A 21837-nucleotide genomic window follows, 5' to 3' on the forward strand; every position below is an offset into this window, starting at 1 on the left:
CCAGCATTTCTGTCGACAGTTGCCCACTCGGTGCCGGGGCAGCGATCCTCGCCACAAGAACCGACAACGGCGGCCCACCAGGCCGGCCGGTACGCGAGGGAGCCCACCATGACCCAGGCGATCGACCGACCCCAGTCGACCGAGGACGTCGACGTCGACCGGCTCATCGGCGCCGTCGACCACGACATCAGCCACGACCCGTTCCCGGTCCGGGGCCTCGACCACGTGCACTTCCTGGTCGGCAACGCCAAGCAGGCCGCCCACTACTACTCCACCGCGTTCGGCATGACCTGCGTGGCCTACCGCGGCCCGGAGCAGGGCTACCGCGACCACGCCCAGTACGTGCTGACCAGCGGCTCGGCCCGGTTCGTGCTGACCGGCGCGGTGCGCCCGGATGCCGACGGCGCCGAGCACGTGGCCCGGCACAGCGACGGGATCAGCGACATCGCGTTGGAGGTGCCGGACGTGGACGCCGCGTACGCGCACGCCGTCGCGCAGGGCGCTGCCGGCGTCGTCGAGCCGCACGAGGTGACCGACGAGCACGGCACGGTCCGGATGGCCGCCATCGCCGCGTACGGCGACACCCGGCACACGCTTGTCGACCGGTCCCGCTACACCGGCCCGTTCCTGCCCGGCTTCGTGGCCCGCGGCCCGATCGTGGACCGGCAGCCGATGATCGACGCCGGCATCCAGCCGAAGCGCTTCTTCCAGGCCGTCGACCACGTGGTCGGCAACGTGGAGCTGGGCCGGATGGACGAGTGGGTCGAGTTCTACAAGCGGGTGATGGGCTTCTCCAACATGGCGGAGTTCGTCGGCGACGACATCGCCACCGACTATTCGGCGCTGATGAGCAAGGTCGTGGCGAACGGCACCCGCAAGGTGAAGTTCCCGCTCAACGAGCCGGCGATCGCCCGTAAGAAGTCCCAGATCGACGAGTACCTGGAGTTCTACCAGGGCCCGGGCGCCCAGCACATCGCCGTCGCCACCAACGACATCCTGGCCAGCGTCGACGCGATGCGGGCCGCCGGTCTGGAGTTCCTGGACACCCCGGACTCGTACTACGAGGACCCCGAGCTGCGCGCCCGCATCGGCAACGTGCGGGTGCCGATCGAGGAGCTGAAGGCCCGCAAGATCCTGGTCGACCGGGACGAGGACGGCTACCTGCTCCAGATCTTCACCAAGCCGGTGCAGGACCGCCCCACGGTCTTCTTCGAGCTGATCGAGCGGCACGGCTCGCTGGGCTTCGGCAAGGGCAACTTCAAGGCGCTCTTCCAGGCCATCGAGCGGGAGCAGGAAGCCCGCGGCAACCTGTAACACTTGCGAGCGTGACGCAACCTCCGTCGTACCCGACGCCGCCGGTCGGTGGGCCTCAGCCCGCCGCCGGCGGCTTCGCGCCGCCGCCCGGACCACACCCCCAGGGGTACGCTGCGCCGCCGCAATACGCCCCGCCCGGGTACGCCCCGCCGCACTGGCATGTCGGCCCACCCGGCCCGCTGCCCCCGCCGCTGAGCCCGAGCGGTCAGCCACTGGCCAGCTTCACCGACCGGCTGCTGGCCTGGCTGATCGACTCGGCGCTGGCGAGCGCCGTGTCGCTTGCGTTGTTCAGCCCGTTCTTCTTCATCCTCTGGTGGCGGATGTTCACCGAGATGACGCGGACCAATCCCGACGGGACTCTCGTGGAACCCGACCCGGGCACCTTCTTCATCGATTTCTTCCTGCCGATCGTCCTGCTCCAGCTCGGGCTCCTCGTCCTGATGCTCGGGCTCTACTGGCTCTACCACGTGGAGTACCTCAAGCGCGGCGGCCAGACGCTCGGCAAGAAGGTGATGAAGCTGCGCGTGGTGCCGATCGACCCGACCCACACCCTGAACCGGCGGATGGCCGGCCGGCGGTGGCTCGTGCAGTACCTGGCGGGCTCACTGGTCCCCGGGGTCAGCTACGTCGACGGTTTCTGGCAGCTCTGGGACAAGCCGTGGCAGCAGTGCCTCCATGACAAGTTCGCCGCAACGGTCGTCGTTAAGGTGTCTTCGTGAGCGTGCAACCTGGCTGGTATGTCGACCCTGCCGACACTGAGACCCGGCGTTACTGGGACGGCGAGGGTTGGCTCGGCGCGCCCATCCCCGTCGACGCCACCCCGCCGGACGGTCCACCACCGGTCGAGCCGCCCGCGCCGGTCACCCCGGCCGCGCCGGCCACGCCGGCCACATCGGGCGGCGCCCCCGGCCCGGCGACCGCAGCGCCCGGCTGGCCACCACATCAGGGCACACAACCGGGGTACGGCCCGCAACCGGGTCACGGCCCAGGCTGGGGAGCACCCGGCGGCCCTCCCGGCTGGGGTCCGCAGGGTGGTCAGCCCGGCTGGGGTCCGCAGGGTGGTCAGCCCGGCTGGGGTCCGCAGGGTGGTCAGCCCGGCTGGGCGCCTCCGGCCGGTCAGCCCGGCTGGCCCATGCGGCCGCCCGAGCCGCGCCCGCACGGTTTCGCGCTGGCCGGCTACGGCCGCCGGCTCACCGCACGGCTGATCGACTTCGGTCTCGTCCTCGCACTGAACGTGGTGGCCAACGGCTGGTTCGTCTGGCGATGGCTGCAGGAGTGGGCGCCGTACTGGCAGGAGGTCTTCCGGCGGGCCTCGCGGGGCGAGACCTCCGCCGACGGCCTGCCGATGCCCAGTGCGCAGGCCGAGTCCCTCCTGCTGGTGATCCTGCTGATCGCCACCGCGCTCTGGTTGGCGTACGAGGTGCCCGCCATGGCCGCTGGTGGGCAGACCGTCGGCAAGCGGGTGATGCGGATCCGAGCGGTGCCGATCGCCGCCGACCAGCCGCTGGGCATCGGTCGGTCGTTGAGCCGCTGGAGCACTCTGGGCCTGCCGACCCTGCTCTGGTACTGCGCGGGGCTCGGCCTGGTGCTGCAACTGGTCGATGCCCTCTCTCCGCTCTTCAACCACCCGCTGCGCCAGGCGCTGCACGACCGGCGCGCGCAGACGGTGGTCGTCGAAGTCCCCCAGCACGTCGCATCCGCCCCCTCGAACGACCGCAACCAGCCCCCGGGAGACACCCCATGACCGACTCCGGACGTCACCAGCCGGCGCTGCGGCTGACCCGCGCCGACCTGGACGCGCTGCCCAACTACGTGCCCGGGCGCAGCCCCGCCGACCTCGCTCGCGAGTTGGGCCTGCCGGAGGCCATCAAGCTGGCCAGCAACGAGGTTCCGTACGGGCCGCTGCCCGGTGTGGTGGAGGCGGTCACCGAGGCGGTCACCGCCTCGCACCGCTACCCGGACATGGGTGTGGTCGCGCTGCGTGACGCCCTGGCCCAGCAGTACGGGGTGGACGCCGACCGGATCGCCACCGGTTGCGGGTCGGTGGCGCTCGCCGAGCACCTGGTCCGGGCGACCTGCCTGCCCGGCGACGAGGTGCTCTACTCGTGGCGGTCCTTCGAGGCGTACCCGATCATCGCGGCGACCAGCGGTGCGACCAGCGTGCGGGTGCCCAACGACGCCGGGCACGGACACGACCTGGCGGCGATGGCCGCCGCCGTGACCGACCGGACCCGGGTGATCCTGGTCTGCAACCCGAACAACCCCACCGGCACCGCGCTGCGCCGGGCCGAGCTGGACCGGTTCCTCGACGCGGTGCCGGACGACGTGCTGGTGGTCATCGACGAGGCGTACCGGGAGTTCGTCACCGACCCGGAGGTGCCGGACGGCCTCGACTACCTGGACCGGCCCAACGTGGCGGTGTTGCGGACCCTGTCGAAGGCGTGGGGTCTGGCCGGGCTGCGAATCGGTTGGCTGGTCGCCCAGCCGGTGGTGGCCGCCGCCATCCGCAAGGTGGCGACCCCGTTCTCCACGAGCACGGCGGCCCAGGCCGGGGCGCTCGCGGCGCTGAGCCAGGTCACGGAGATGGAGCGGCGCTGCGCTCTGGTCGTCGCGGAGCGGGACCGCGTCACCGAGGCACTGCGCAAGTTCGTGCCCGAGGTGCCGACGAGCCAGGCCAACTTCGTCTGGCTGCCGCTGGGCGAGCGGGCGGTGGCGTTCGGCAAGGCATGTGAGGCGCGTGGAGTGATCGTGCGGCCGTTCGCCGGGGACGGGGTCCGGGTCACCATCGGCACTCCGGCCGAGAACGACGCGTTCCTGACCGCTGCCGAGGCGGCGCTGACCTGAGCACCACACCAAACGGACGACCCGGATCGGGCCATAAGTTCCGTTTGTCCATTTGTGCGCACTAACTGCCCTATCTTCCGAAGTAGCCGGATGTGCTGAGGACTCACGCCGGCTCACTTCGAGAACGGGGTAACAAACAGTGCGTACTGCCAAGATCTGCCTCGCCGGAGCGGCCGCCGCCGCGATGGTGGGCTTCCTCGCCGCGCCGGCCTCCGCCGCGCCCACCGATACCACCACCACCACCTTCGAGGTGCTCGTCGGCACCCTCGACATCGACGCGCCGGCCACCGCCGACCTGGGCGACGGCGCGCCCGGTGGCACCATCACCGGCCAGCTCGGTGCGGTCACGGTCACCGACTCCCGGGGTGCGGCGGACGCGTCCTGGGTGGCCTCGGTAACGGCGACGAACTTCCAGACCGGCGGTGGCACCCCCGCTGAGACGGTGCTGGCAACGGAGATCGACTACTGGTCCGGTCCGTCCACGACGACCACCGGCACCGGCACCTTCACGCCCGGGCAGGCCACCGCGGCCGCCGCGGCACCACTGAACAACGTCACGCTGCTCCCCGCGTTCACCCACACCGGTGGCACCGGCGGCAACACCGCGACCTGGAACCCGACCCTGATCGTCCACGTGCCGCTGGACAGCATCGCGGGCGTCTACACCGGGACGGTGACGCATTCGGTGGCCTAGCCGCCACGGCCGGTCGACCGTAGCGGTCGCACTGGCGCTGCTCTTCCTCGCCGGTCCGGGTCTGTCGACCCGGGCCGGCGCGGCCGAGCCAGACGCCGACGACCGTCTCGGAATCCGGCTGCTGGAGGCGCCGAGCAACCGCCGCGACGACCCCCGGGCGTTGCGCTACATCGTCGATCACCTCCCCCCGGGCACCACCATCAAGCGGCAACTGCTGATCGCCAATCGCACCGACGAGGCCCGCCGCATCGACGTCTATCCGGCGGCGGCGAGCGTGGATGGTTCGGAGTTCAAGTTCGGCGAGGGCCGCACGGCCAACGAACTGACCTCATGGATCACCCTCGACAAGTCAGCCGTCGAGGTCGGTCCGTGGGGCGAAGGCCGGATCCTGGCGACCATCAAGGTCCCGCCGCCCGCCTCGCGCGGCGAGCGGTACGGCGTGATCTGGGCGTCCGCCACGTCCGCGCCCCGGGATGGCGGGGAGATCACCCAGATCCACCGGGTCGGCGTCCGGATGTACCTCGACATCGGACCCGGTGGCGAACCGGTCTCCGACTTCTCGATCGGTGAGCTTCGCCCGGCCCGCAGCCCAGAGGGAGTGCCGACGGTCACCGCCCAGGTCACCAACACCGGCGGTCGTGCCATCGACCTGACCGGCACGGTCGCCCTGACCGAAGGACCGGCCGACAGCCGTGCCGGCCCGTTCCCGGTGGTGCAGGGCGTCACGCTGCCGCCGGGTGGCTCCGGGCAGGTCACCGCCCGACTACCCGCCGAGTTGCCGAACGGGCCCTGGAAGATCGAGGTGAACCTGGAGAGCGGGTTGGTGAAGCGCAGCATCACCGCGCAGATCCAGTTCCCCGACCCGGGTCAGGTCGGAGAGCGGGGCAGCGTCATCTCCCGGATGACGTCCGCCTGGACCGTGGGGGCGGCCATCGCGGGCCTGCTGCTTCTCGCCGGCCTCGCGGTGTTGGCCCGCCGATCCCGGCAGTCCCCCCGACCCCCCACCGGGACCCCACGAGAGCGGATCCCAGCTGGACGTTGACACACGCCGGCAGCAGACCGGCCGCCGGCGGCGGGCGTCACCAGCCGCCGGCGGCAACACGTCAGACCTGCCGCCTGCGACGGGCCGCGATCCCACCGACGACCAACAGGGTCACACCCAGTCCGGCGAGCACCAACGTGGACCCACCGGAACCGGTGACCGGCAGCTCGCCACCATGACTGGGCGAGGGCTGGGGTGGCGCCGGCGTGGGTTGCGTCGGTGTGGGGGTGGGTGGCGCAGGTTGTGTGGGTGTGGGGGTGGGTGGCGCGGGCTGCGTCGGCGTGGGCGTCGGCGACGCGGGCAAGATCTCGAAGGTGACGTTGCCGCTCGCCGACGGCGCGGCTCGGACGGTGCTGAACCCCCGCGCCGACGCGGGATCTGCGGCAAGCACCGGCGGAACCGCCAGCGCGAGGCTCGCGGCGGCTAGTGCGCCACCCACGAGGTAGTTGGCTGTTGTCCTGCCCATGCGCCGACCCCTTCCCAACGGAAACCTGAACCATGAAAAACATACCCTTTCTGGACAAAGGGTATGGACGGTTCAACTGTCCGGGTGCTGGAGACACCACGATCAGGTGGCGGCCAGGATCACCGCCTCCGGCGTCAGGTAGTAGCGCTCGTCGTCGCCGTCCGGGTCAACCGGCCTGCGGAGCCGTTCCACCGCGACGTAGCCGCCCTCGGCTGCCACCGCCCCGGGTGCCCAGCCCGTCCCATCCCGTCCGACCTTGAGCGGGAAGCGGGACAGCTGCGTACCGGTCACCGAGTCCAGCGTCACCAGGTCGTTCGCCTCGGTCAGCAGATGCACCCGGCCAGGCTGCGCGGCCAGAAGCCGTGCCGTACCCAGATCCGCGGAGCGCCACAGCTCGGTGCCCGTACGCGCCGACCGACCCACCGCCACCCTGCCGACCATCACGACGACCTGTTCACCGACCACCATGGCACCGGCGGGATCCAGCGCGGGGGCAGCGACCGGCTCGCCGGCGCCCACCAGCCAACCCCGACCGTTTGCGTCGCCCGGCCCAGCGGTGCGCAGAGCCGAGCAGGACGACCGACCGGTCTGACAACCGAGCGGAGTCACCACCAACTCGTCCGGGCCACCCGGCGGTCGCCACCGTTCGCGCACCGCACCGGTCGCCATGTCCCGGAACTCGACAGTCGCGGGACCGGCGCAGGTGTCCAGACCGATCAGCTGCCCGGAAGCGGTGGTGCCGACGTCGCTGCGGCAACCGCCGGGCAGATCGACCTTCCACAACTCCCGACCGGCGCTCACCTCGACCCCGCGCGCCTGGGCGTCTCCGCTGACCACCACCACCGTGCGGCCGTCCGGAAGGTTGGTGAGGTGAAGCCCGCGCGGGCCCCAGACGGTGGCCGCACCGGTACGCCGCACCAGCGCCGCACTCTCGGCGGGCTCCGGGCCGTCGGTCTTCCAGCGCACCCGACCGGTCGGCGCGTCGAGCGCGACCAGTTGACCGTCGGACCAACGGCTGACCACCACGCTGCCGCTGGCCACCACCCCGGTCAACTCCGCCGGCCAACGTCGGTACGACCAGAACGGGCTGTTCCGGTACCGCCCGTCGACCGGCTGATCGGCATAGACCTGACGGTGTGCGGCGTACACCCGCAGCCTCCCGTCCACGATCAACGGGGCGACCGGCAGTCGACCGACCACACCGGTGGGCGGTCGGGCCGCGGCCGGATAGTCGCTCCGGGCCACCGTGCTCACCTCGGCCGGCGCGAGCACCCGGTAGACGATGACCACGACGGCCACGGTCGCGAGCAGCGCCGCGACCGCGATCGCGAGCCATCGCCGGCCCCTCGGGATCCCCATGCCGCACCTCCGCCCGGCACCCTACCCAGCGGCACCGGCCGAACCCCGCCCAGGTCGCGGCGGCCACGGCCGGGCACAGCGCGGAGGTGACCGGCTGACGGTCAGGCGGCTTCGACGGAGCCGGTGGCAGTGGCCGCCACGGCCAGGTCGGCGAGGTCACGCCGGAGCGCCACCTCGACAGCCCGCGCGGCGAGGCCACCGAGCAGCAGCGCGACCACTCGACCGTAGGGGGCGGTCGGCACCGCCTCCTGGGTGACGGTGACCGCCGTGCAACCCCGACGGCGACGTCGGACCGGCCGCAGGCTCCAGGTGATCCGGTAATCCACGCCGGCACCGGAGGAACAGAGCACCAGCCGGTGTGGGGCGAGTGTCTCCACCACCAGAAACTCTTCGACAAGCGTGCCACCGCCCGGCTGGGCGCGCTCCTCGCGCCAGGCGGTGCCCGGCCCGAACGGACCCGGGGTGAGCACCTCGATCGGGCCGGCGGCGGCGAGCCGGGCCGCACGGCCGGGCAGGTCGGTCAACAGACACCAGACATCGACAGCGTGCGCCTCGATGAGCCTGGTAACCGCCACCGTCGACATGCCACCCTCCCGTGTCCCCGACGGTACGCGGAGTAAGGGCCGGACGGGGCCTCCGGGACGGAATTTCCACCACCCGGAGGCCACACTGTCCGATTAGGCGGTCGCTCGGCACCGGTCGTCGCCGACGCTGCCGGAGCATCGGTCAGTGTTCGAAACGACCGACCCGAATGGCGCCGATGAACGCTGTCCATCCAGGCGGGCTGACCGCGAGTGTGGGGCCGGCCTGATCCTTGGAGTCGCGGATCGCGACCAGACCATGGACATCGACCAGGTTGTCGGCTACCTCCACGCAGAGCCCCTGGTCGTTTGAGCGGCTACTGGTACGCCAGACCGCGCCCGTGAGATCGTGCATCGTCGTTACCTCCGTGTGCGATGGGATGCCCCACCGCTGGCAGCCGGGCATGGCCCGGCCCGGATCGCGCGGCGAGGCGACGGGATCCGGACGATCAACGGGTTAACCAGGGCGGATGATCGCACAGCCGGTGCGATCACGAGTCCCATGGACGAGACGGCTGGAACGTGCCCGCTCAGTGAGCCGGACGAACCGTGCCGGTGACCTGGCCCAGGGCGATGGTGGTGCCGTCCGGGCCGGGAGCGGTGGCGGTGATGGTCACCGTGTCTCCGTCGGCGAGGAAGGTGCGGCTCTCGTCGCCCAACTTGATTGGCTCCGCCCCGCCCCAGGTCAGCTCCAGGAACGAACCGACCTGCGAGCGGTCCGGGCCGGAGACGGTGCCGGAGGCGTACAGGTCGCCGGTGCGCAGTGACGCGCCGTTGACGGTGAGGTGCGCCAACTGCTGTGCGGGAGTCCAGTACATGGTGGCGAACGGCGGCTCGCTGACCTGCTCGCCGTTCCACTCGACCGCCAGTCGGAGGTCCAGGCCCAGGTGCGGCACGGCACGCAGGTAGTCGACGACCGGTGGGTCCTGGTCGGGGGCGGGCACGAAGGCGTCGCTGAGCGCGTCCAGCGGCGTTACCCAGGCCGAGATCGAGGTGGCGAACGACTTGCCGAGGAACGGGCCGAGTGGCTGGTACTCCCAGGCCTGGATGTCCCGGGCGGACCAGTCGTTGACCAGCACCACTCCGAAGACGTGGTCGGCGAAGTCGTCGACCGACACCCGGTCGCCCAACGCACTGGGTACGCCCACCACGAAGCCGACCTCGGCCTCGATGTCGAGGCGTACCGACGGGCCGGTGACCGGGCCCTCGGCGGAGGCGCGCTGCCCGGTCGGCCGGATCACCGGCGTGCCGGAGACGACCACCGTGCCGGCCCGCCCGTGGTAGCCGATCGGCAGGTGCTTCCAGTTCGGCAGCAGCGGCGGCTGGCCGGGGCGGAAGATCTGCCCGACGTTCGACGCGTGGTGCTCGGACGAGTAGAAGTCGACGTAGTCGGCCACCTCGATCGGGAGCAGCAACTCCACGTCGTCGAGAGGCACCAGCATCGGCTCCACCGCGGCCCGGTGCGACGGGTCGGTCAGCAGCTCGGTGATCCGCTGCCGCACCGCCGTCCACTGCGGACGCCCGAGCGCCATGAACTCGTTGAGGGTGGGCCGGAGCAGCGCACCGGCGGCCAGCACCAGCTCCGCGGCCTCCGCCGCGGCCAGGTCGAAGACCCAGGACCCGATCCGTACGCCGATCCGGGGCTGCCCCCCGTCGGTCCGAAACACCCCGTACGGCAGGTTCGTCACCCCGTACGGCGAACCGTCGGCGCCGGTCACCCAGGTCATGCGTCGTAGCCCCCGTTCACCAGCCCAAGCCGGATCAGATCGGTCAGTGGTTCCAGGATGCTGCACGAGCCGAAGCCGACCCACAGTGGGCGGGGTTCGTCCAGCCGTACCGTGGCGCGCTCCAGCAGGGGGCGCGGGTCGACCACGGTCAGCAGCTCGGCGACCGCCTCCACACTGTCACCATCAGCGGCTGCCAGGGTCGCAGCCAGCACGTTGGCGTAGCCGTGGTGGGTGAACCCGGTCTCCGCATCCAGGTGCCGGACGGCCTGGTGCAGCCCGGCGGTCAGCTTGAACGGCAGACCACGGTCGCGGCACGCGCAGATGACGGCGGCCAGCTCGGCCGGCGTGGGGAACAGCTCGGCGGCCAGGCCGCCGGTGCGGAACTTGGCCGCGATCGGCACCCCGTCGGCCCGAGCGGCGGCGAGCGCGTCCAGCGCACCCATCAACCCGAAGGTCAACGGCAGCTCGGCGTAGACGGCTTCGACGCCCGGCACGGTGCCGGTCAGCCGCAGCAACTCGGCGATGCCGGGCAGCGGGTCCTCGCCGCGCTTGGCGACCGCCACCTCGATCTGGCGCGCGGTGACGCCGTCCGGTGCCAGAAACGACAGCGCGACAGGTAGGTGCCCGATCCCGGTGTCACCGATCACGCCGACCACCAGGCCCTCGCCGGGGTCGACGAGCCCGCCCAGGTCCCCGCGCGCCACCTTCGAGGCCGGGACCAGCAGCGGGCCCACCAGGTCGGCGTACCAGGCGGTGCGGTGCTGGCGGTGGGCGGCCAGGGCGTCCGGCAGCGCGGCGCTGCCCGGTGGGAAGACGGCGGCGTCGTCCACCAGGCCGTCGAGGAGTGCGGGCACCTGCGTTGACACGGAACAAGAATGTACGGGACGCTACAAGGAACGGACAACAGCGTCCGATTATCGGACACACCTGGCCGGTGGACGGGACATATCGGGAGGCGAGATGCCGTATTACCGCAGCGTCGGCGAGGTGCCGCGCAAGCGCCACACCCAGTTCCGTCAGCCCGACGGCAGCCTCTACGCCGAGGAGCTGATGGGCCAGGAGGGGTTCTCCTCCGACTCGTCCCTGCTCTACCACCGGCACGCGCCCACGGCGATCCTGGCCGCCGACGAGTTCGCCCCAGCCGCGTTCACCCGGGCACCGAACCTGCCGCTCAAGCCCCGCCACCTGCGCACCCACAAACTGGACACCGGCGGCGTCGACCCGATCCTCGGCCGGCAGTACCTGCTCGCCAACGACGACGTCCGGATCGGGTACGTGCTCGCGGACCAACCCTCGCCGCTGTTCCGCGACGCGACCGGCGACCACTGCCTCTACGTCGAGTCGGGCACCCTGCGCGTCGAGTCCCCGTTCGGGGTGCTGGACGTGGTCGCCGGCGACTACGTCATCATCCCCACCTCGACCATCCACCGACTGGTGCCCACCGGCGACCAGCCCGCCCGGCTGCTCACCATCGAGGCGTCCGGGCACATCGGCCCGCCCAAGCGCTACCTCTCGGTCCGCGGCCAGTTCCTGGAGCACTCGCCGTACTGCGAGCGCGACGTCCGCGGCCCCGACGCCCCACTGCTCGTCGACGACGAGGAGGTCGAGGTGCTGGTCCGCCACCGTCGTGGCTGGACCCGCTACGTCTACGCCAACCACCCGTTCGACGTGGTCGGCTGGGACGGGCACCTCTACCCGTGGGCGTTCTCCATCCACGACTTCGAGCCGATCACCGGCCGCATCCACCAGCCCCCGCCGGTGCACCAGACCTTCCAGGGCCCCAACTTCGTCATCTGCTCGTTCGTGCCCCGCAAGGTCGACTACCACCCGCAGTCGATCCCGGTGCCGTACAACCACCACAACGTCGACTCCGACGAGATGCTCTTCTACACCGGCGGCAACTACGAGGCCCGGCGCGGCTCCGGCATCGAGCAGGGCTCGATCTCACTGCACCCGTCCGGTTTCACGCACGGCCCCCAGCCGGGTGCCGCCGAGCGTTCAATCGGCGCGGACTACTTCGACGAGTTGGCCGTCATGGTCGACACCTTCCGCCCCCTGGATCTCTGCGACGCCGCCAGCAACTGCGAGGACGAGGGGTACGCCTGGACCTGGGCGCGTTCTGCCTAGTCGGCCTTTGGGTTTTCGCCGGAGCCCACCCGCTCTGGGCGGTCAGGCTTGATCCCGACGCGGGCGGGCTCCGGCGAAAACCCTGACCTGGTCGAGCTGGGCGACGCTGGGTGATCTTCTGGATGCTGCCGGAGGGTGGGTCAGCGGATGGCGGTTCTGGTGAAGACGGCGAACTCGGCTACCGCCGTGACCGCGATGGCCAACACCAAGGGCCACGGCGAGCCGACCACCGCGTACACCAGCAGCAGCACCGGCGCGGCGGCCACGGCGTAGATCGCCAGCGCCATCGCCCGGTCCGAGTGCAGCATGGTGGGCAGGACGGTCCGGGTCAGCCCCGGCAGCCGGGCCGCGAGCTGCCAGACGACGATCCCGCCGGTGAGTGCGGCGAGCACCGCCAGGATGCGGGAGAAGCCGTCGTTCGCGGAGGCCGCGAACGCCACCAGCACCGCAGCCACCAGCGTCCAACCCGCGCCGTAGAGCACCAGGCGGTGCAGGCCGTCCGCGAGGGTCCGCGGCGAGTCGATTCGGCTCGGGGTGATCGTCACGGCCTCGGCAACGTGCGCCAACGCCTCCGACCAGCGGCGCTGCTCCAGTCGCATGACACCGACATCGTGCCCGGCCTCGGCGATGCGCGGGTCGAGCCGCAACGCCTCCCGGTAGGCCCGCTCGGCGAGGTCGAACAGGTCCAGGCGGGCAGCGACCAGGCTCAGCACCAGGTGCGCCTGCGGCTCCTCCGGGGCCAGTTCGACCCCACGCCAGGCCGCGTTCAGCGCCGGCTGGCCGTTGCGGGCGCCGGCCAGGATCGCCGCCGCGCTCCGCTGGGCGTACGCGTCGGCCGGGCCGAGGGCGAGGATCCGGTCGGCGGTGGCGGCCGACTCGGAGTAGCGCTCCAGATCCGTCAACGCCATGCCCCTGGCGACCAGCGGCGGGAAAGTCTCCGGCGCGGCCGCCACGGCCGCGTCCGCAGCGGTGAGCGCATCGGCCGGGCGGCCGGCGGCCAGGTGCACCCGGGCCAGCATGGTGAGGGCGTCCACGTCATCCGGCTGCAGGGCCAGCCCGTAGGTCAGCTCCCCGGCCGCCTCGTCGTGGCGGCCGAGCTCGGCCAGGAGTTGGGCCCGCTGGACGTAGCCGTCGGCGGCGGACCGGTCAGGAGCGGGGTCGCTGGACATCGCGGCGAGCTTAGGCGGCCGGCGCGTCGTACACCAGGGCCACCGCGACGCCCGCCAGCCCTTCCTCGCGGCCGGTGAAGCCCAGCCCGTCGGTGGTCGCGGCGGAGACGGTGACCGGGGCGCCGACGGCGGCGGACAGCACCTGCTGGGCCTCCGCCCGGCGGCGGCCGATCTTGGGTCGGTTGCCGACGACCTGCACGGACACGTTGCCGATCTCCAGGCCGGCAGCCCGCACCCGGCGGGCCGTCTCGGTCAGCAGGGCCACCCCGGACGCGCCGGCCCACTCCGGCTCGCCCACCCCGAAGGCGGAGCCGAGATCACCGAGGCCGGCGGCGGAGAGCAGCGCGTTGCAGGCGGCGTGCGCGGCCACATCAGCGTCCGAGTGCCCGGCGAGGCCGTCCTGGTCGGGCCAGAACAGTCCCGCAACCCAGCACGGACGGCCGGGCTCGAACGCGTGCACGTCGGCGCCGATGGCCACCCGGGGAACGATCATGATCAGAGGGTACGCGTCAACCGGAGGCGGCGAGCAGGTGCTCCGCCAGGGCCAGATCGAACGGTCGGGTGATTTTCAGGGCGTACTCCGAGCCCGGCACGCAGCTCACCGTGACGCCCTGCTTCTCGACAAGCCCGGCGTCGTCGGTGAGGGGGTCGCCGCCGACGGCGTGCGCGGCGTTGAGGACGGCCCGGCGGAAACCCTGCGGGGTCTGCACCGCGCGCAGGGCGGAACGGTCGACGGTGCCGAGCACGACCTCGCCGGCACCGACCTCCTTGATCGTGTCGACGACCGGCAGAACCGGGATCACCGCGTCACGCCCGTCGCGGACCGCCGCCGCGACGGATTCGACGAGTTCAGGAGGGGTGAGCGCGCGGGCGGCGTCATGCACCAGGACGATCGTCGGACCGGCGGGCACCGCAGCCAACGCGGCGGCCACCGACGCCTGCCGTTCCGCACCGCCTGCCACCACGATCACCGGCGCGATCGGGGCCAGCAGCTCGCGGACGGCATGCACCTCGGCGACCGGCGCGGCCACCACGATCGTGTGCACCGAAGGTGCGGCGGCCAACCGACGCACGGCATGCACCAGCAGCGGCTCGCCGGCGAGCAGGCGCAGCGCCTTGGGTCGGCCGGGGCCGAGCCGTACGCCAGCACCCGCCGCAGGCACGAGGACCGCAACGTCACCGCGCGGATTGAGCTGCGCGGTCACGTCGCGGTCCTCGGTGGTTTCTCTGCTACGAATCGGGTACGACGATGCTGTGCGGACTAGGCCTCGGTAAGGACCTTGTCGAGCAGCGTCTCCGCCTCGTCCTTGGTGCTCTTCTCAGCCAGCGCAACCTCGCCGACGAGAATGTCTCGGGCCTTGGCAAGCATTCGCTTCTCGCCTGCGGAGAGGCCCCGCTCCCGCTCCCGGCGCCACAGGTCACGCACGACCTCGGCGACCTTCAACGGGTTTCCGGAGGCCAGCTTTTCCAGGTTGGCCTTGTAACGCCGCGACCAGTTGGTCGGCTCCTCGGTGTGCGGAGCCCGCAGAACGTCGAAGACCTTACCGAGGCCCTCTTCGCCGACCACCTCGCGAACGCCCACGATCTCGGCGTTCTCGGCGGGCACCCGGACCGTCAGGTCACCCTGCGCGACCCTCAGGACGAGGTATTGCTTAGGCTCGCCCTTGATGACCCGAGTCTCGATTGCCTCGATGAGTGCGGCCCCGTGGTGGGGGTAAACAACGGTCTCGCCGACACTGAAAACCATAGGTTCGAAACCCCTTTCGCTGTGTCTAGGGTAACACGGTCAGGCAGCGATGTCTCACCGATGTCCTGACCGTTGGCGCAGCTCAGGGGCCCTGTGAGAGGTCTTGCTTCGGCTTGACAGGCGGTCAAACCAATGGTTCGAACACGCTCTGTAACGTGCAGATGACTGCCCGGCACGAGTGAACAGAACGTCGAGATCAAGGGCTATGCGCTCCTCCTATGGTATCCCGGCCGGCGGGACTGCGCCCAGGTGTAGCGGGAGGTGCCCCTGGTGCGGGACCCTGGAGACCGAGCCGCACTCCGCTCTCGAGACCCTTCAGGAGGTCCGATGGGCAAGCCGGATGCAGAGGGCCACGGGCCAGCCGACGGCCTGCCCGGCCTGCCGCCCGAATGGGGCCGGGTGGTGGTCCCCGACGACGCCTCCGCGCTTGCCGCCGAGGCCGCCCAGATCCGCCGCGAGCTGCGCCGGGCCGCCGGAGGTGGCCCCCGGGCCCTGAGCCTGCCGCTGCTCGTCCTGCTGGTGGCGGTCCTCACCACGCTGACCGGCCTGCTCGTGGTCACCTGGCCGCGAGCCAACCGTGGCAACGACCGACCGACCCCGGCCCCCTACTCTCCGCCCGCGACCCTCACCGGACGGGCACTGCCCGCACTGGACCTGGTCGACGAGAGCGAGGCGCCGGTGCCGCTGCGTGGCCTGCTGCCCGCCGTGATCATCCTGGTGGACGGCTGCCCCTGCCCGGAGCGGGTCGCCGACGCCCTGGCGGCCGCGCCCGCCGGCGTCTCCGTGGTCACCGTCGCCGGCGGCCGGACGGTCCCGCCCCCGCCGAGCAACCAGCGGCAGGTCCGGGCGCTGGCCGACCCCGCCGGCGGGCTGCGCTCGTTCCTGGGCCAACCAGTCCGCCCAGGCGCCCTGACCGCGCTGCTGGTCGACCGCGGCGGAATGGTCACCCGGGTGCTGCCCGACCTGGGGCCAGTCGACACGTACCGGCAGGACCTGACCGCTCTCACCGGCTGACCTGACGAGGCCGGCGGCAGATCAACTCCGCGTCGGCGATGTAGCGGTTTCCCGGCACGTGGATGCAGCCACGTCGGCGACATGGAGTTGCTCTTGCACCTGACGGTCCGCGGGTAAGGGACGGCCGGGACGCACGGCAAAGACTCAGGGCACCGCGACGAGTTGCGCCTCGGCGTCGATGGGCTGGTCGCCCACAGCCGACAGGGTCACCCGGATCGGCCCGCCAGCGGGCAGCACCTCGGCGGCGGCCATCGTGCCGTCACAATCGATGTGCGACGGCCCGGCGATTTCGGCCCCGGTGCTCGTCACCATCAGCGTGCCGGGCCGGGTGCAGCGGTATTGGAGCAGGTAGCGGGCACCGTCGTCGGTCGATTGTCTGGTCACGTCCTGACCAGGGACGATCTCCCCCTGCTGCCGCCAGATCGTCTCTTCGAGGTCGGGCAGGTCGCCCGGAGCGTCGCCAGTGCCGAGGGTCAGACTCGTCGGGCGACGTTCGAACTCGATGACCTCGCCCGTCTCGGGGTTCACCCGCAACGTCACCGACGCATCGGGCCCCGACGACGCCAGGACACGTTCCAGCGCGCTGCTGACGGTCGGCTCGACGATCGGTGTGGCCGCTGGTGGACGCGCCGAACTGGCCGCCGGGGTGGGAGCCGCGGCCCGCCACCACCAGCCGCCGACCGCCAGGGCGCCCACGGCAACCCCGACCAGCACCGCCGATCGCAGCCGATCGTCTGCCGTTGGATCCATGCGGCGAGCGTACCGGCCGGATGTTCAGTCCTGTCGATCGAGCAGAGCGGCGTAGAGGGTGAGACCGGGGCCGAACGCCAGCATGACGACGCGTCGGGCCGCCGGTGTCGAACGGCCCAGCCGGTCCAGGATCAGCAGCACGGTCGGCGACGAGCAGTTGCCATGCTCGTCGAGCGTCGCCCGGGACGCCGCCAACCCCTCCGGGGGAAGAGCCAACTCCCGCTCCACCACGTTGAGGATCCGCGGCCCGCCCGGATGCACCGCCCAGCCGTCCACGTCGGAGCTGGCGACCCCGTGCCGGGCCAGCAGGTCGTCGACCAGCCCGTGGACATGCCTCGAGAGCACCTGCGGCACCTTCGGTGACAAACCCATCCGGAAGCCCGCGTCGGTGACGTCCCAGGTCATGTGGTCGGCCGTCGAGGTGTCGGTGACGGCGGTGACCTCGCGTAACGCGTACCCCCGGCCCCCCGGCACGACCACGGCGGCGACCGCGGCGTCCGAGAAGAGCGCGTGGGAGACGATCTGCTGGGTGTCCACCCGAGAGCTGGACGGTTGGATGTGCAGGCTGGTCAGCTCCGCACAGAGCAGCAACGCCGGTCGCCCCCGCGCGGTGACGAAGTCACTCGCCGCACCGAGCCCCGGCAGCGCCGCGTAGCAGCCCATGTGACCGATGAACATCCGCTGGGTGTCCGCAGCCATGCCGAGGTCCCGGGCGAGCAGGATGTCCAGCCCGGGAGTGGCGTACCCGGTGCAGGAGCAGACGATGAACAGCCCGATGTCGCCGGCGTCCAGCCCGGCGGCGGTCAACGCACGACCCACCGCTTCCTTGCCCAGCGGCAGAGCCTCCACCTGGTAGCGGCGCATCCGGCGCTCGGTCGGCCAGTCCGAGACGTCCTCCAGCAGGGGGTTGACCGCGGCCTGCCGTCGGGTCACCCCCGAGTTCGCGAAGATCCGCTGGGCCAACGACCGGGTGGTGCCGGAGAAGTGCCGAGAGAAGAAGCCCTCCCACAACTCGTCCTGCAGAGCGGACGGCGGCTGTGCAGTCCCGAGCCCTGCGATCACTGGTACGGACACGATGCCCACCTCTCGTCAGACGCTGTCCTCCCCCTGGCCGACCCACCGGCCACCTCGGCCGGCGTAACTCCCGTGCGAGTCCCGCACGGCCCGCTCACCAACGTGGTGCCGATGCGTCGCGATCCGGGTCGCCGCCCAGCGCGGCAATGCCGAGCCAGTCGGCGCAGACATCCGACGTGGCCGGGTGCAACGAGCCGCAGCGGGCGTCCCGGTAGAGCCGCTCCAACGGATGACCACGGCGGGTCGCCGAGGTGCCGGCCGCCTCCAGCACCGACGCGGCCACCTCGGCCGCCGTGGTGCCGGCGAGCAGCTTCGCCCGCCACACCCAGCGGTTGGTCTCCGCGTCGCCCGGTGCCTCGTCCACTCGACGGGCCGCCTCGGCGACCACCAGCTGCGCGGCGGCCGTCGCCGCGTCCGCCCGACCCAGCCGGGCACGCACCGCCGGCAGACCTGCCAGCTTGCGCTGATTGAGGTGCTCGGCCGCCGCGTCGATCGCAGCCCGGGCGACCCCCACGTAGACAGCCGCGTAACTCGCCACCAGCCAGTGCGGCATCAACTGGGCCACCACCAACGCGAGACCCTCGACCCCGCCGAGCAGCCGACCGGCGGGCACCGTGACGTCCAGGTGCAGGTCGTGTGAGGAGGTGGCCCGCATACCGAGCGAGTCCCACGTCGGCTCCACGGTCAGGCCGTCGCCCGCCGGCACCAGGAACTGCGAGACCACCGACTGGTCGGCCGCGCTGCGCGCCGCCACCAGGTAGCCGTCGGCGTGCCCGGCACCGGAACAGAAGGTCTTGCTGCCCTTGAGATGCCAGCCCTCGTCGGTCGCCTCGTAGACCGTGCTCAACTGGGACAGCCGGGCACCGGCACCACGCTCGCTCATCGCGACCGCGTACCACGAACCCTGCGCGGCGGCGGTGAGCAGGCGGTCCCGGGCGGCCAGCGCCTCCTCCGGTACGCCCAGCGCCTCGGCCAGCTCCTCGGTGACCGCACCCAGCGCGCCCGTCACCGAGGCGTGCATGTTGAACACCAGGGCGGTCGCGCCATTGCCCCGGGCAAGTTCGGTGGCCACTGCGGTGTATTCGGCGAAGGAGGCTTCCAGGCCCCCCAGCGCGCGGGGCACCATCAACCCGAACAGACCGGCCTCCCGCAGGTCACGGAAGTCGTCCACCGGAAAGGAACCGTCCCGGTCGTGCTCTGCCGCCCGCGCGGCGAAACGCGGCGCCAACCGGCGGGCCGCCTCAAGCGCGTGCACCGTCATATCGCCTCCTCCTCCAGTGCCGTACCCCGCCACGGGCCCGACTATCCGCTTCGGACCCCCCGGCCCTGGTAGAGCACCGCCGTGGACCGGGTCGGCACGATGCGTGGCGCACGACCGGCCGAGGTCGCACCCGTGCGTGCCGCGCGGGCCCGCCGCAGCAGCCAGGCGACCAGGCCGCCGGCCTCCGGGCGGATGCCGCGCAGCCGTAGGTCGACGCCGTGCCGCGCGCATTCGGCCACCAACGCCCGAGCGTCCACGAACAACCGTGGGTCGTGAATGCCCCGCGGCACCGTCGGCAGCCGTTCGGCGATCCGTACCGCGACGAGCCGGGCCAACGCCGTGTCGTTCAGGGTGTCCAGCACCAGCAGGCCACCCGGGCGCAACAGCCGGCACGCCTCGGCCACCACCCGCGGCCAGGCCGGCACATGCTCCAGCAACTCGCCCGCGGAAACCACGTCGGCGCACCCGTCCGGGAGCGGAACAGCGGTCGCGTCGCCCTGGATCACGCGCACGCCGTGTTCGGCTGCCTGGACCAGTGCCGAGCGGGTTACATCCACCCCGACGTGGCGGTAGCCCTTGCCGGCCAGGTGCGGCGCGAGCAGACCGGCGCCACAACCCAGATCGACAAGCAACGCGTCGGGGCGGGCGGCCGGCGGCACCAGCGCCGCGCGGGCCGCGGCCAGCCAGTGCAGCATCGCGAACGCGCCATCCGGCCGCCACCACTCACCGGCCAGGTCGTCGTACTGGCGCGGGTCGTTTCGCGGCAGCACCCGGGGGCCGGTGGACGCCGGGGCCGCAGCCACGTCTCGCATGGCTCCGAGCGTGGCACGACTGCTCGGTAACGACCAGACTTCCCTTATGTCGTCGAGGGTGTTAGGGCTGGTCAGAGCGAGCCATCCAGAACCGGCCGCAGCGGTGACCACGGTGGCCGGTCTGCTGGCGTGGGGAGTGGGCCATCGGCCGTCGGGAATCGCCTCGGTGGTGCTCGCCGTGCTGGCCAGCCAGCTCGCCGTCGGCTGGACCAACGACGCGCTGGACGCCGAGCGGGACGCCACTGTGGGGCGTACCGACAAACCGGTCGCCGCCGGCGTGGTCGGTCGGCGCACCACGGCCTGGGCCGCGACGGCGGCCGCGGTGGCATGTCCGCTGCTGGCGCTGACCACGAACCCGACGGCGGCGTTCTGGCTGACCGTCGCCCTGGTTTCCGCGCTGCTCTACGACTGGCCGTTGAAGGCCACCGCGCTCTCGGTGCTGCCGTACGCCGTCTCCTTCGGCGCGCTCCCCGCCTTCGTGGTGCTGGCGCTGCCCGGTCAACCGACCCCGCCGGTCTGGCTACTGGCGGCGGCGGCGTGCCTCGGTGCCGGCGCGCACTTCGCCAACGTGCTGCCCGACCTGGCCGACGACGCTCGGACCGGGGTGCGCGGCCTGCCACATCGGCTGGGTGCCGCCGGGAGCCGGGCAGCGGCGGCGGGACTGCTCCTCGCGGCGACCGCGGCCCTGGTCCTCGGGCCGCCCGGGCCGCCGTCGGCGATCGGGTTGGCGGCGGTCGGCACGGCCGCCGTGGTGCCGCCGCTGAGCTGGTACGCCGGCCGCTCGGCGGTCCGGGCCGGCCGGCGGCCGGTGGCGGCCTTCCGGGCGGTGATGCTGGTGGCCCTGATCGACGTGGTCCTGCTGGTCGCGAGCGGTCGGGTGGTGTGAACGGCACCCGGGCAGGTGGCATTGCCGGGTCCGCGTGCGGGCCTCGATCAGCCCCAACTACCCTGGAGCGCGGTCTGCGCGGGTATGGCCACCGTGCCCGGCGTGCGGCCCGGGTGGGGATTGTGACGAGGAGGACCGACGTGACGCGCTCGATCAGGGGATCCCGGCGGGCGGCCCTGTTGCTGTCTGGGATCGCGGCGACCGGCCTGCTGGCGTCCGGATGCGGCACCGGTCAGATCGCCGAGACCGCGTTGAAGGAGCCGTCGGTCCAGGGCGTCAACCTCACGACCAACAACGGATCCTTCTCCGTGCGTGGTCTGCTGGTGGACTACCCGGGCACCGAGGGCTTCCGAGCCGGCCAGGACGCCCCGCTCAGCGCCGTGATCTACAACGACTCCAAGCAGACGGTCACCGTCACCGTCACCACCGAGAGCGCTCGTGAGGTGCGGATCAGCGGTGGCTCGGCGAGCCCGTCGCCGTCCGCCTCGGAGTCCGCCCCCGCCAGCCTGTCCCCGTCCGGCACGCAGAGCCCGTCGACCTCCGCGTCCGGCTCGGCCCGCCCGACGGCGACGCCGTCCGAGACCGGGTCGTCCTCGGCCACCCCGTCCGCCCCGGAATCGGCGCGGGCGTCGGGTTCGGCCAGCGCTGCCGCCCCGGGTCAGCCGGCCCGGATCGAGCTGGCCCCGCTGAGCTACATCCAGCTCAACTCCGAGGCCACCACGCAGCTCCGGCTGATCGGCCTGACCGAGGCGCTGCGCTCCGGTCAGAACGTCTTCGTGACCTTCGACTTCGGCAACGGCAACACGGTGACCGGCGCGGCCCCGATCGCGGTGCCGCTCACCCCGGCGGCGCCCCCGTCGCCGATCATCGAGCGCGAGGGCGGCTTCGACGAGGGCGGCACGACCCACGAGTGACACGACCTGCACATCGACAAACGCCCCGGCGTGGTGACCACCACGCCGGGGTGTTT

Annotated in this window: 24 protein-coding genes; 10 read left to right on the plus strand and 14 right to left on the minus strand. The window is 72.0% G+C overall.

The window, feature by feature from the left end; all coding sequences use genetic code 11:
• The first annotated feature begins 108 nt into the window (after positions 1-108).
• From hppD to HNR20_RS12465, 6 genes are all read left to right on the plus strand, one after another.
• Positions 109-1314, plus strand: coding sequence for a 4-hydroxyphenylpyruvate dioxygenase (gene hppD, locus HNR20_RS12440; protein ID WP_184179234.1), 1206 nt, complete (start codon positions 109-111; stop codon positions 1312-1314).
• A gap of 11 nt (positions 1315-1325) precedes the next feature.
• Entirely contained in the window at positions 1326-2033 is a 708-nt protein-coding gene (locus HNR20_RS12445) for an RDD family protein (protein ID WP_184179236.1), read from the plus strand.
• A complete protein-coding gene (locus tag HNR20_RS12450; protein WP_184179238.1) occupies positions 2030-3058 on the plus strand; it encodes an RDD family protein in 1029 nt (342 codons plus the stop codon). Before HNR20_RS12445 ends, HNR20_RS12450 begins: the two co-directional genes overlap by 4 nt.
• Complete coding sequence (gene hisC, locus HNR20_RS12455) at positions 3055-4158, plus strand: histidinol-phosphate transaminase (protein ID WP_184179240.1); 1104 nt, start codon at positions 3055-3057, stop codon at positions 4156-4158. The genes HNR20_RS12450 and hisC overlap by 4 nt, the downstream gene beginning before the upstream one ends.
• 139 nt (positions 4159-4297) lie before the next feature.
• Positions 4298-4852 (plus strand): hypothetical protein, encoded by a 555-nt coding sequence (locus HNR20_RS12460; RefSeq protein WP_229687097.1) that lies wholly within the window; start codon positions 4298-4300, stop codon positions 4850-4852.
• A 160-nt stretch (positions 4853-5012) separates the two neighbouring features.
• Positions 5013-5894 carry a hypothetical protein gene (locus tag HNR20_RS12465; protein WP_184179242.1) on the plus strand — a complete coding sequence of 294 codons (882 nt, stop codon included), beginning with the start codon at positions 5013-5015 and terminating at the stop codon, positions 5892-5894.
• A gap of 61 nt (positions 5895-5955) precedes the next feature.
• Here the strand turns inward: HNR20_RS12465 and HNR20_RS12470 are convergent, their stop codons facing one another.
• From HNR20_RS12470 to HNR20_RS12495, 6 genes are all read right to left on the minus strand, one after another.
• The gene (locus HNR20_RS12470; protein WP_184179244.1) at positions 5956-6360 is read right to left on the minus strand and encodes an LPXTG cell wall anchor domain-containing protein; all 405 of its coding nucleotides are present in this window, start codon (positions 6358-6360) and stop codon (positions 5956-5958) included.
• A gap of 102 nt (positions 6361-6462) precedes the next feature.
• A complete protein-coding gene (locus HNR20_RS12475; RefSeq protein ID WP_184179246.1) occupies positions 6463-7719 on the minus strand; it encodes an outer membrane protein assembly factor BamB family protein in 1257 nt (418 codons plus the stop codon).
• Positions 7720-7820: 101 nt separating this feature from the next.
• Positions 7821-8303, minus strand: coding sequence for an SRPBCC family protein (locus HNR20_RS12480; RefSeq protein ID WP_184179248.1), 483 nt, complete (start codon positions 8301-8303; stop codon positions 7821-7823).
• A gap of 142 nt (positions 8304-8445) precedes the next feature.
• Positions 8446-8655 (minus strand): DUF397 domain-containing protein, encoded by a 210-nt coding sequence (locus HNR20_RS12485; RefSeq protein ID WP_184179250.1) that lies wholly within the window; start codon positions 8653-8655, stop codon positions 8446-8448.
• 175 nt (positions 8656-8830) lie between these two features.
• On the minus strand, positions 8831-10027 hold the full coding sequence (gene fahA, locus HNR20_RS12490) for a fumarylacetoacetase (protein ID WP_184179252.1): 1197 nt from the start codon (positions 10025-10027) through the stop codon (positions 8831-8833).
• A complete protein-coding gene (locus HNR20_RS12495; RefSeq protein WP_184179255.1) occupies positions 10024-10893 on the minus strand; it encodes a hypothetical protein in 870 nt (289 codons plus the stop codon). The genes fahA and HNR20_RS12495 overlap by 4 nt, the downstream gene beginning before the upstream one ends.
• A 94-nt stretch (positions 10894-10987) precedes the next feature.
• Here HNR20_RS12495 and HNR20_RS12500 point away from each other — a divergent pair, with 94 nt between their 5' ends.
• Positions 10988-12154, plus strand: a complete 1167-nt coding sequence (locus tag HNR20_RS12500) for a homogentisate 1,2-dioxygenase (RefSeq protein ID WP_184179257.1) — start codon at positions 10988-10990, stop codon at positions 12152-12154.
• A gap of 140 nt (positions 12155-12294) precedes the next feature.
• On the opposite strand, the gene HNR20_RS12505 is transcribed toward HNR20_RS12500, so the two are convergent.
• The 4 genes from HNR20_RS12505 to HNR20_RS12520 are packed head-to-tail and all read right to left on the minus strand — an operon-like array spanning position 12295 to position 15070.
• A complete protein-coding gene (locus HNR20_RS12505) occupies positions 12295-13323 on the minus strand; it encodes a tetratricopeptide repeat protein (protein WP_184179259.1) in 1029 nt (342 codons plus the stop codon).
• Between the two features lie 10 nt (positions 13324-13333).
• Positions 13334-13819, minus strand: a complete 486-nt coding sequence (ispF, locus tag HNR20_RS12510) for a 2-C-methyl-D-erythritol 2,4-cyclodiphosphate synthase (protein WP_184188373.1) — start codon at positions 13817-13819, stop codon at positions 13334-13336.
• Between the two features lie 13 nt (positions 13820-13832).
• The gene (gene ispD / locus HNR20_RS12515) at positions 13833-14528 is read right to left on the minus strand and encodes a 2-C-methyl-D-erythritol 4-phosphate cytidylyltransferase (RefSeq protein WP_184179261.1); all 696 of its coding nucleotides are present in this window, start codon (positions 14526-14528) and stop codon (positions 13833-13835) included.
• A gap of 56 nt (positions 14529-14584) precedes the next feature.
• Positions 14585-15070, minus strand: coding sequence for a CarD family transcriptional regulator (locus tag HNR20_RS12520; RefSeq protein ID WP_007073334.1), 486 nt, complete (start codon positions 15068-15070; stop codon positions 14585-14587).
• 327 nt (positions 15071-15397) lie between these two features.
• Here HNR20_RS12520 and HNR20_RS12525 point away from each other — a divergent pair, with 327 nt between their 5' ends.
• Positions 15398-16084: a hypothetical protein gene (locus tag HNR20_RS12525; protein WP_184179263.1), complete on the plus strand. Its 687-nt coding sequence runs from the start codon at positions 15398-15400 to the stop codon at positions 16082-16084.
• Between the two features lie 144 nt (positions 16085-16228).
• On the opposite strand, the gene HNR20_RS12530 is transcribed toward HNR20_RS12525, so the two are convergent.
• The 4 genes from HNR20_RS12530 to HNR20_RS12545 all read right to left on the minus strand — a co-directional run bounded on the left by HNR20_RS12530 (position 16229) and on the right by HNR20_RS12545 (position 19981).
• Positions 16229-16834 (minus strand): hypothetical protein, encoded by a 606-nt coding sequence (locus tag HNR20_RS12530; RefSeq protein WP_184179265.1) that lies wholly within the window; start codon positions 16832-16834, stop codon positions 16229-16231.
• A 24-nt stretch (positions 16835-16858) separates the two neighbouring features.
• A complete protein-coding gene (locus tag HNR20_RS12535) occupies positions 16859-17917 on the minus strand; it encodes a type III polyketide synthase (protein ID WP_184179267.1) in 1059 nt (352 codons plus the stop codon).
• 85 nt (positions 17918-18002) lie between these two features.
• Complete coding sequence (locus HNR20_RS12540; protein WP_184179269.1) at positions 18003-19169, minus strand: acyl-CoA dehydrogenase family protein; 1167 nt, start codon at positions 19167-19169, stop codon at positions 18003-18005.
• Positions 19170-19210: 41 nt separating this feature from the next.
• A complete protein-coding gene (locus tag HNR20_RS12545; protein ID WP_184179271.1) occupies positions 19211-19981 on the minus strand; it encodes a methyltransferase domain-containing protein in 771 nt (256 codons plus the stop codon).
• Between the two features lie 46 nt (positions 19982-20027).
• On the opposite strand from HNR20_RS12545, the gene HNR20_RS12550 reads away from it, so the two are divergent.
• Positions 20028-20867 (plus strand): UbiA family prenyltransferase, encoded by an 840-nt coding sequence (locus HNR20_RS12550; protein ID WP_229687098.1) that lies wholly within the window; start codon positions 20028-20030, stop codon positions 20865-20867.
• A 140-nt stretch (positions 20868-21007) separates the two neighbouring features.
• Entirely contained in the window at positions 21008-21781 is a 774-nt protein-coding gene (locus HNR20_RS12555) for a hypothetical protein (protein ID WP_184179275.1), read from the plus strand.
• Positions 21782-21837: the final 56 nt, after the last annotated feature.

Origin of the sequence: Micromonospora parathelypteridis (assembly GCF_014201145.1) — a bacterium.
Lineage (GTDB): Bacteria > Actinomycetota > Actinomycetes > Mycobacteriales > Micromonosporaceae > Micromonospora > Micromonospora parathelypteridis.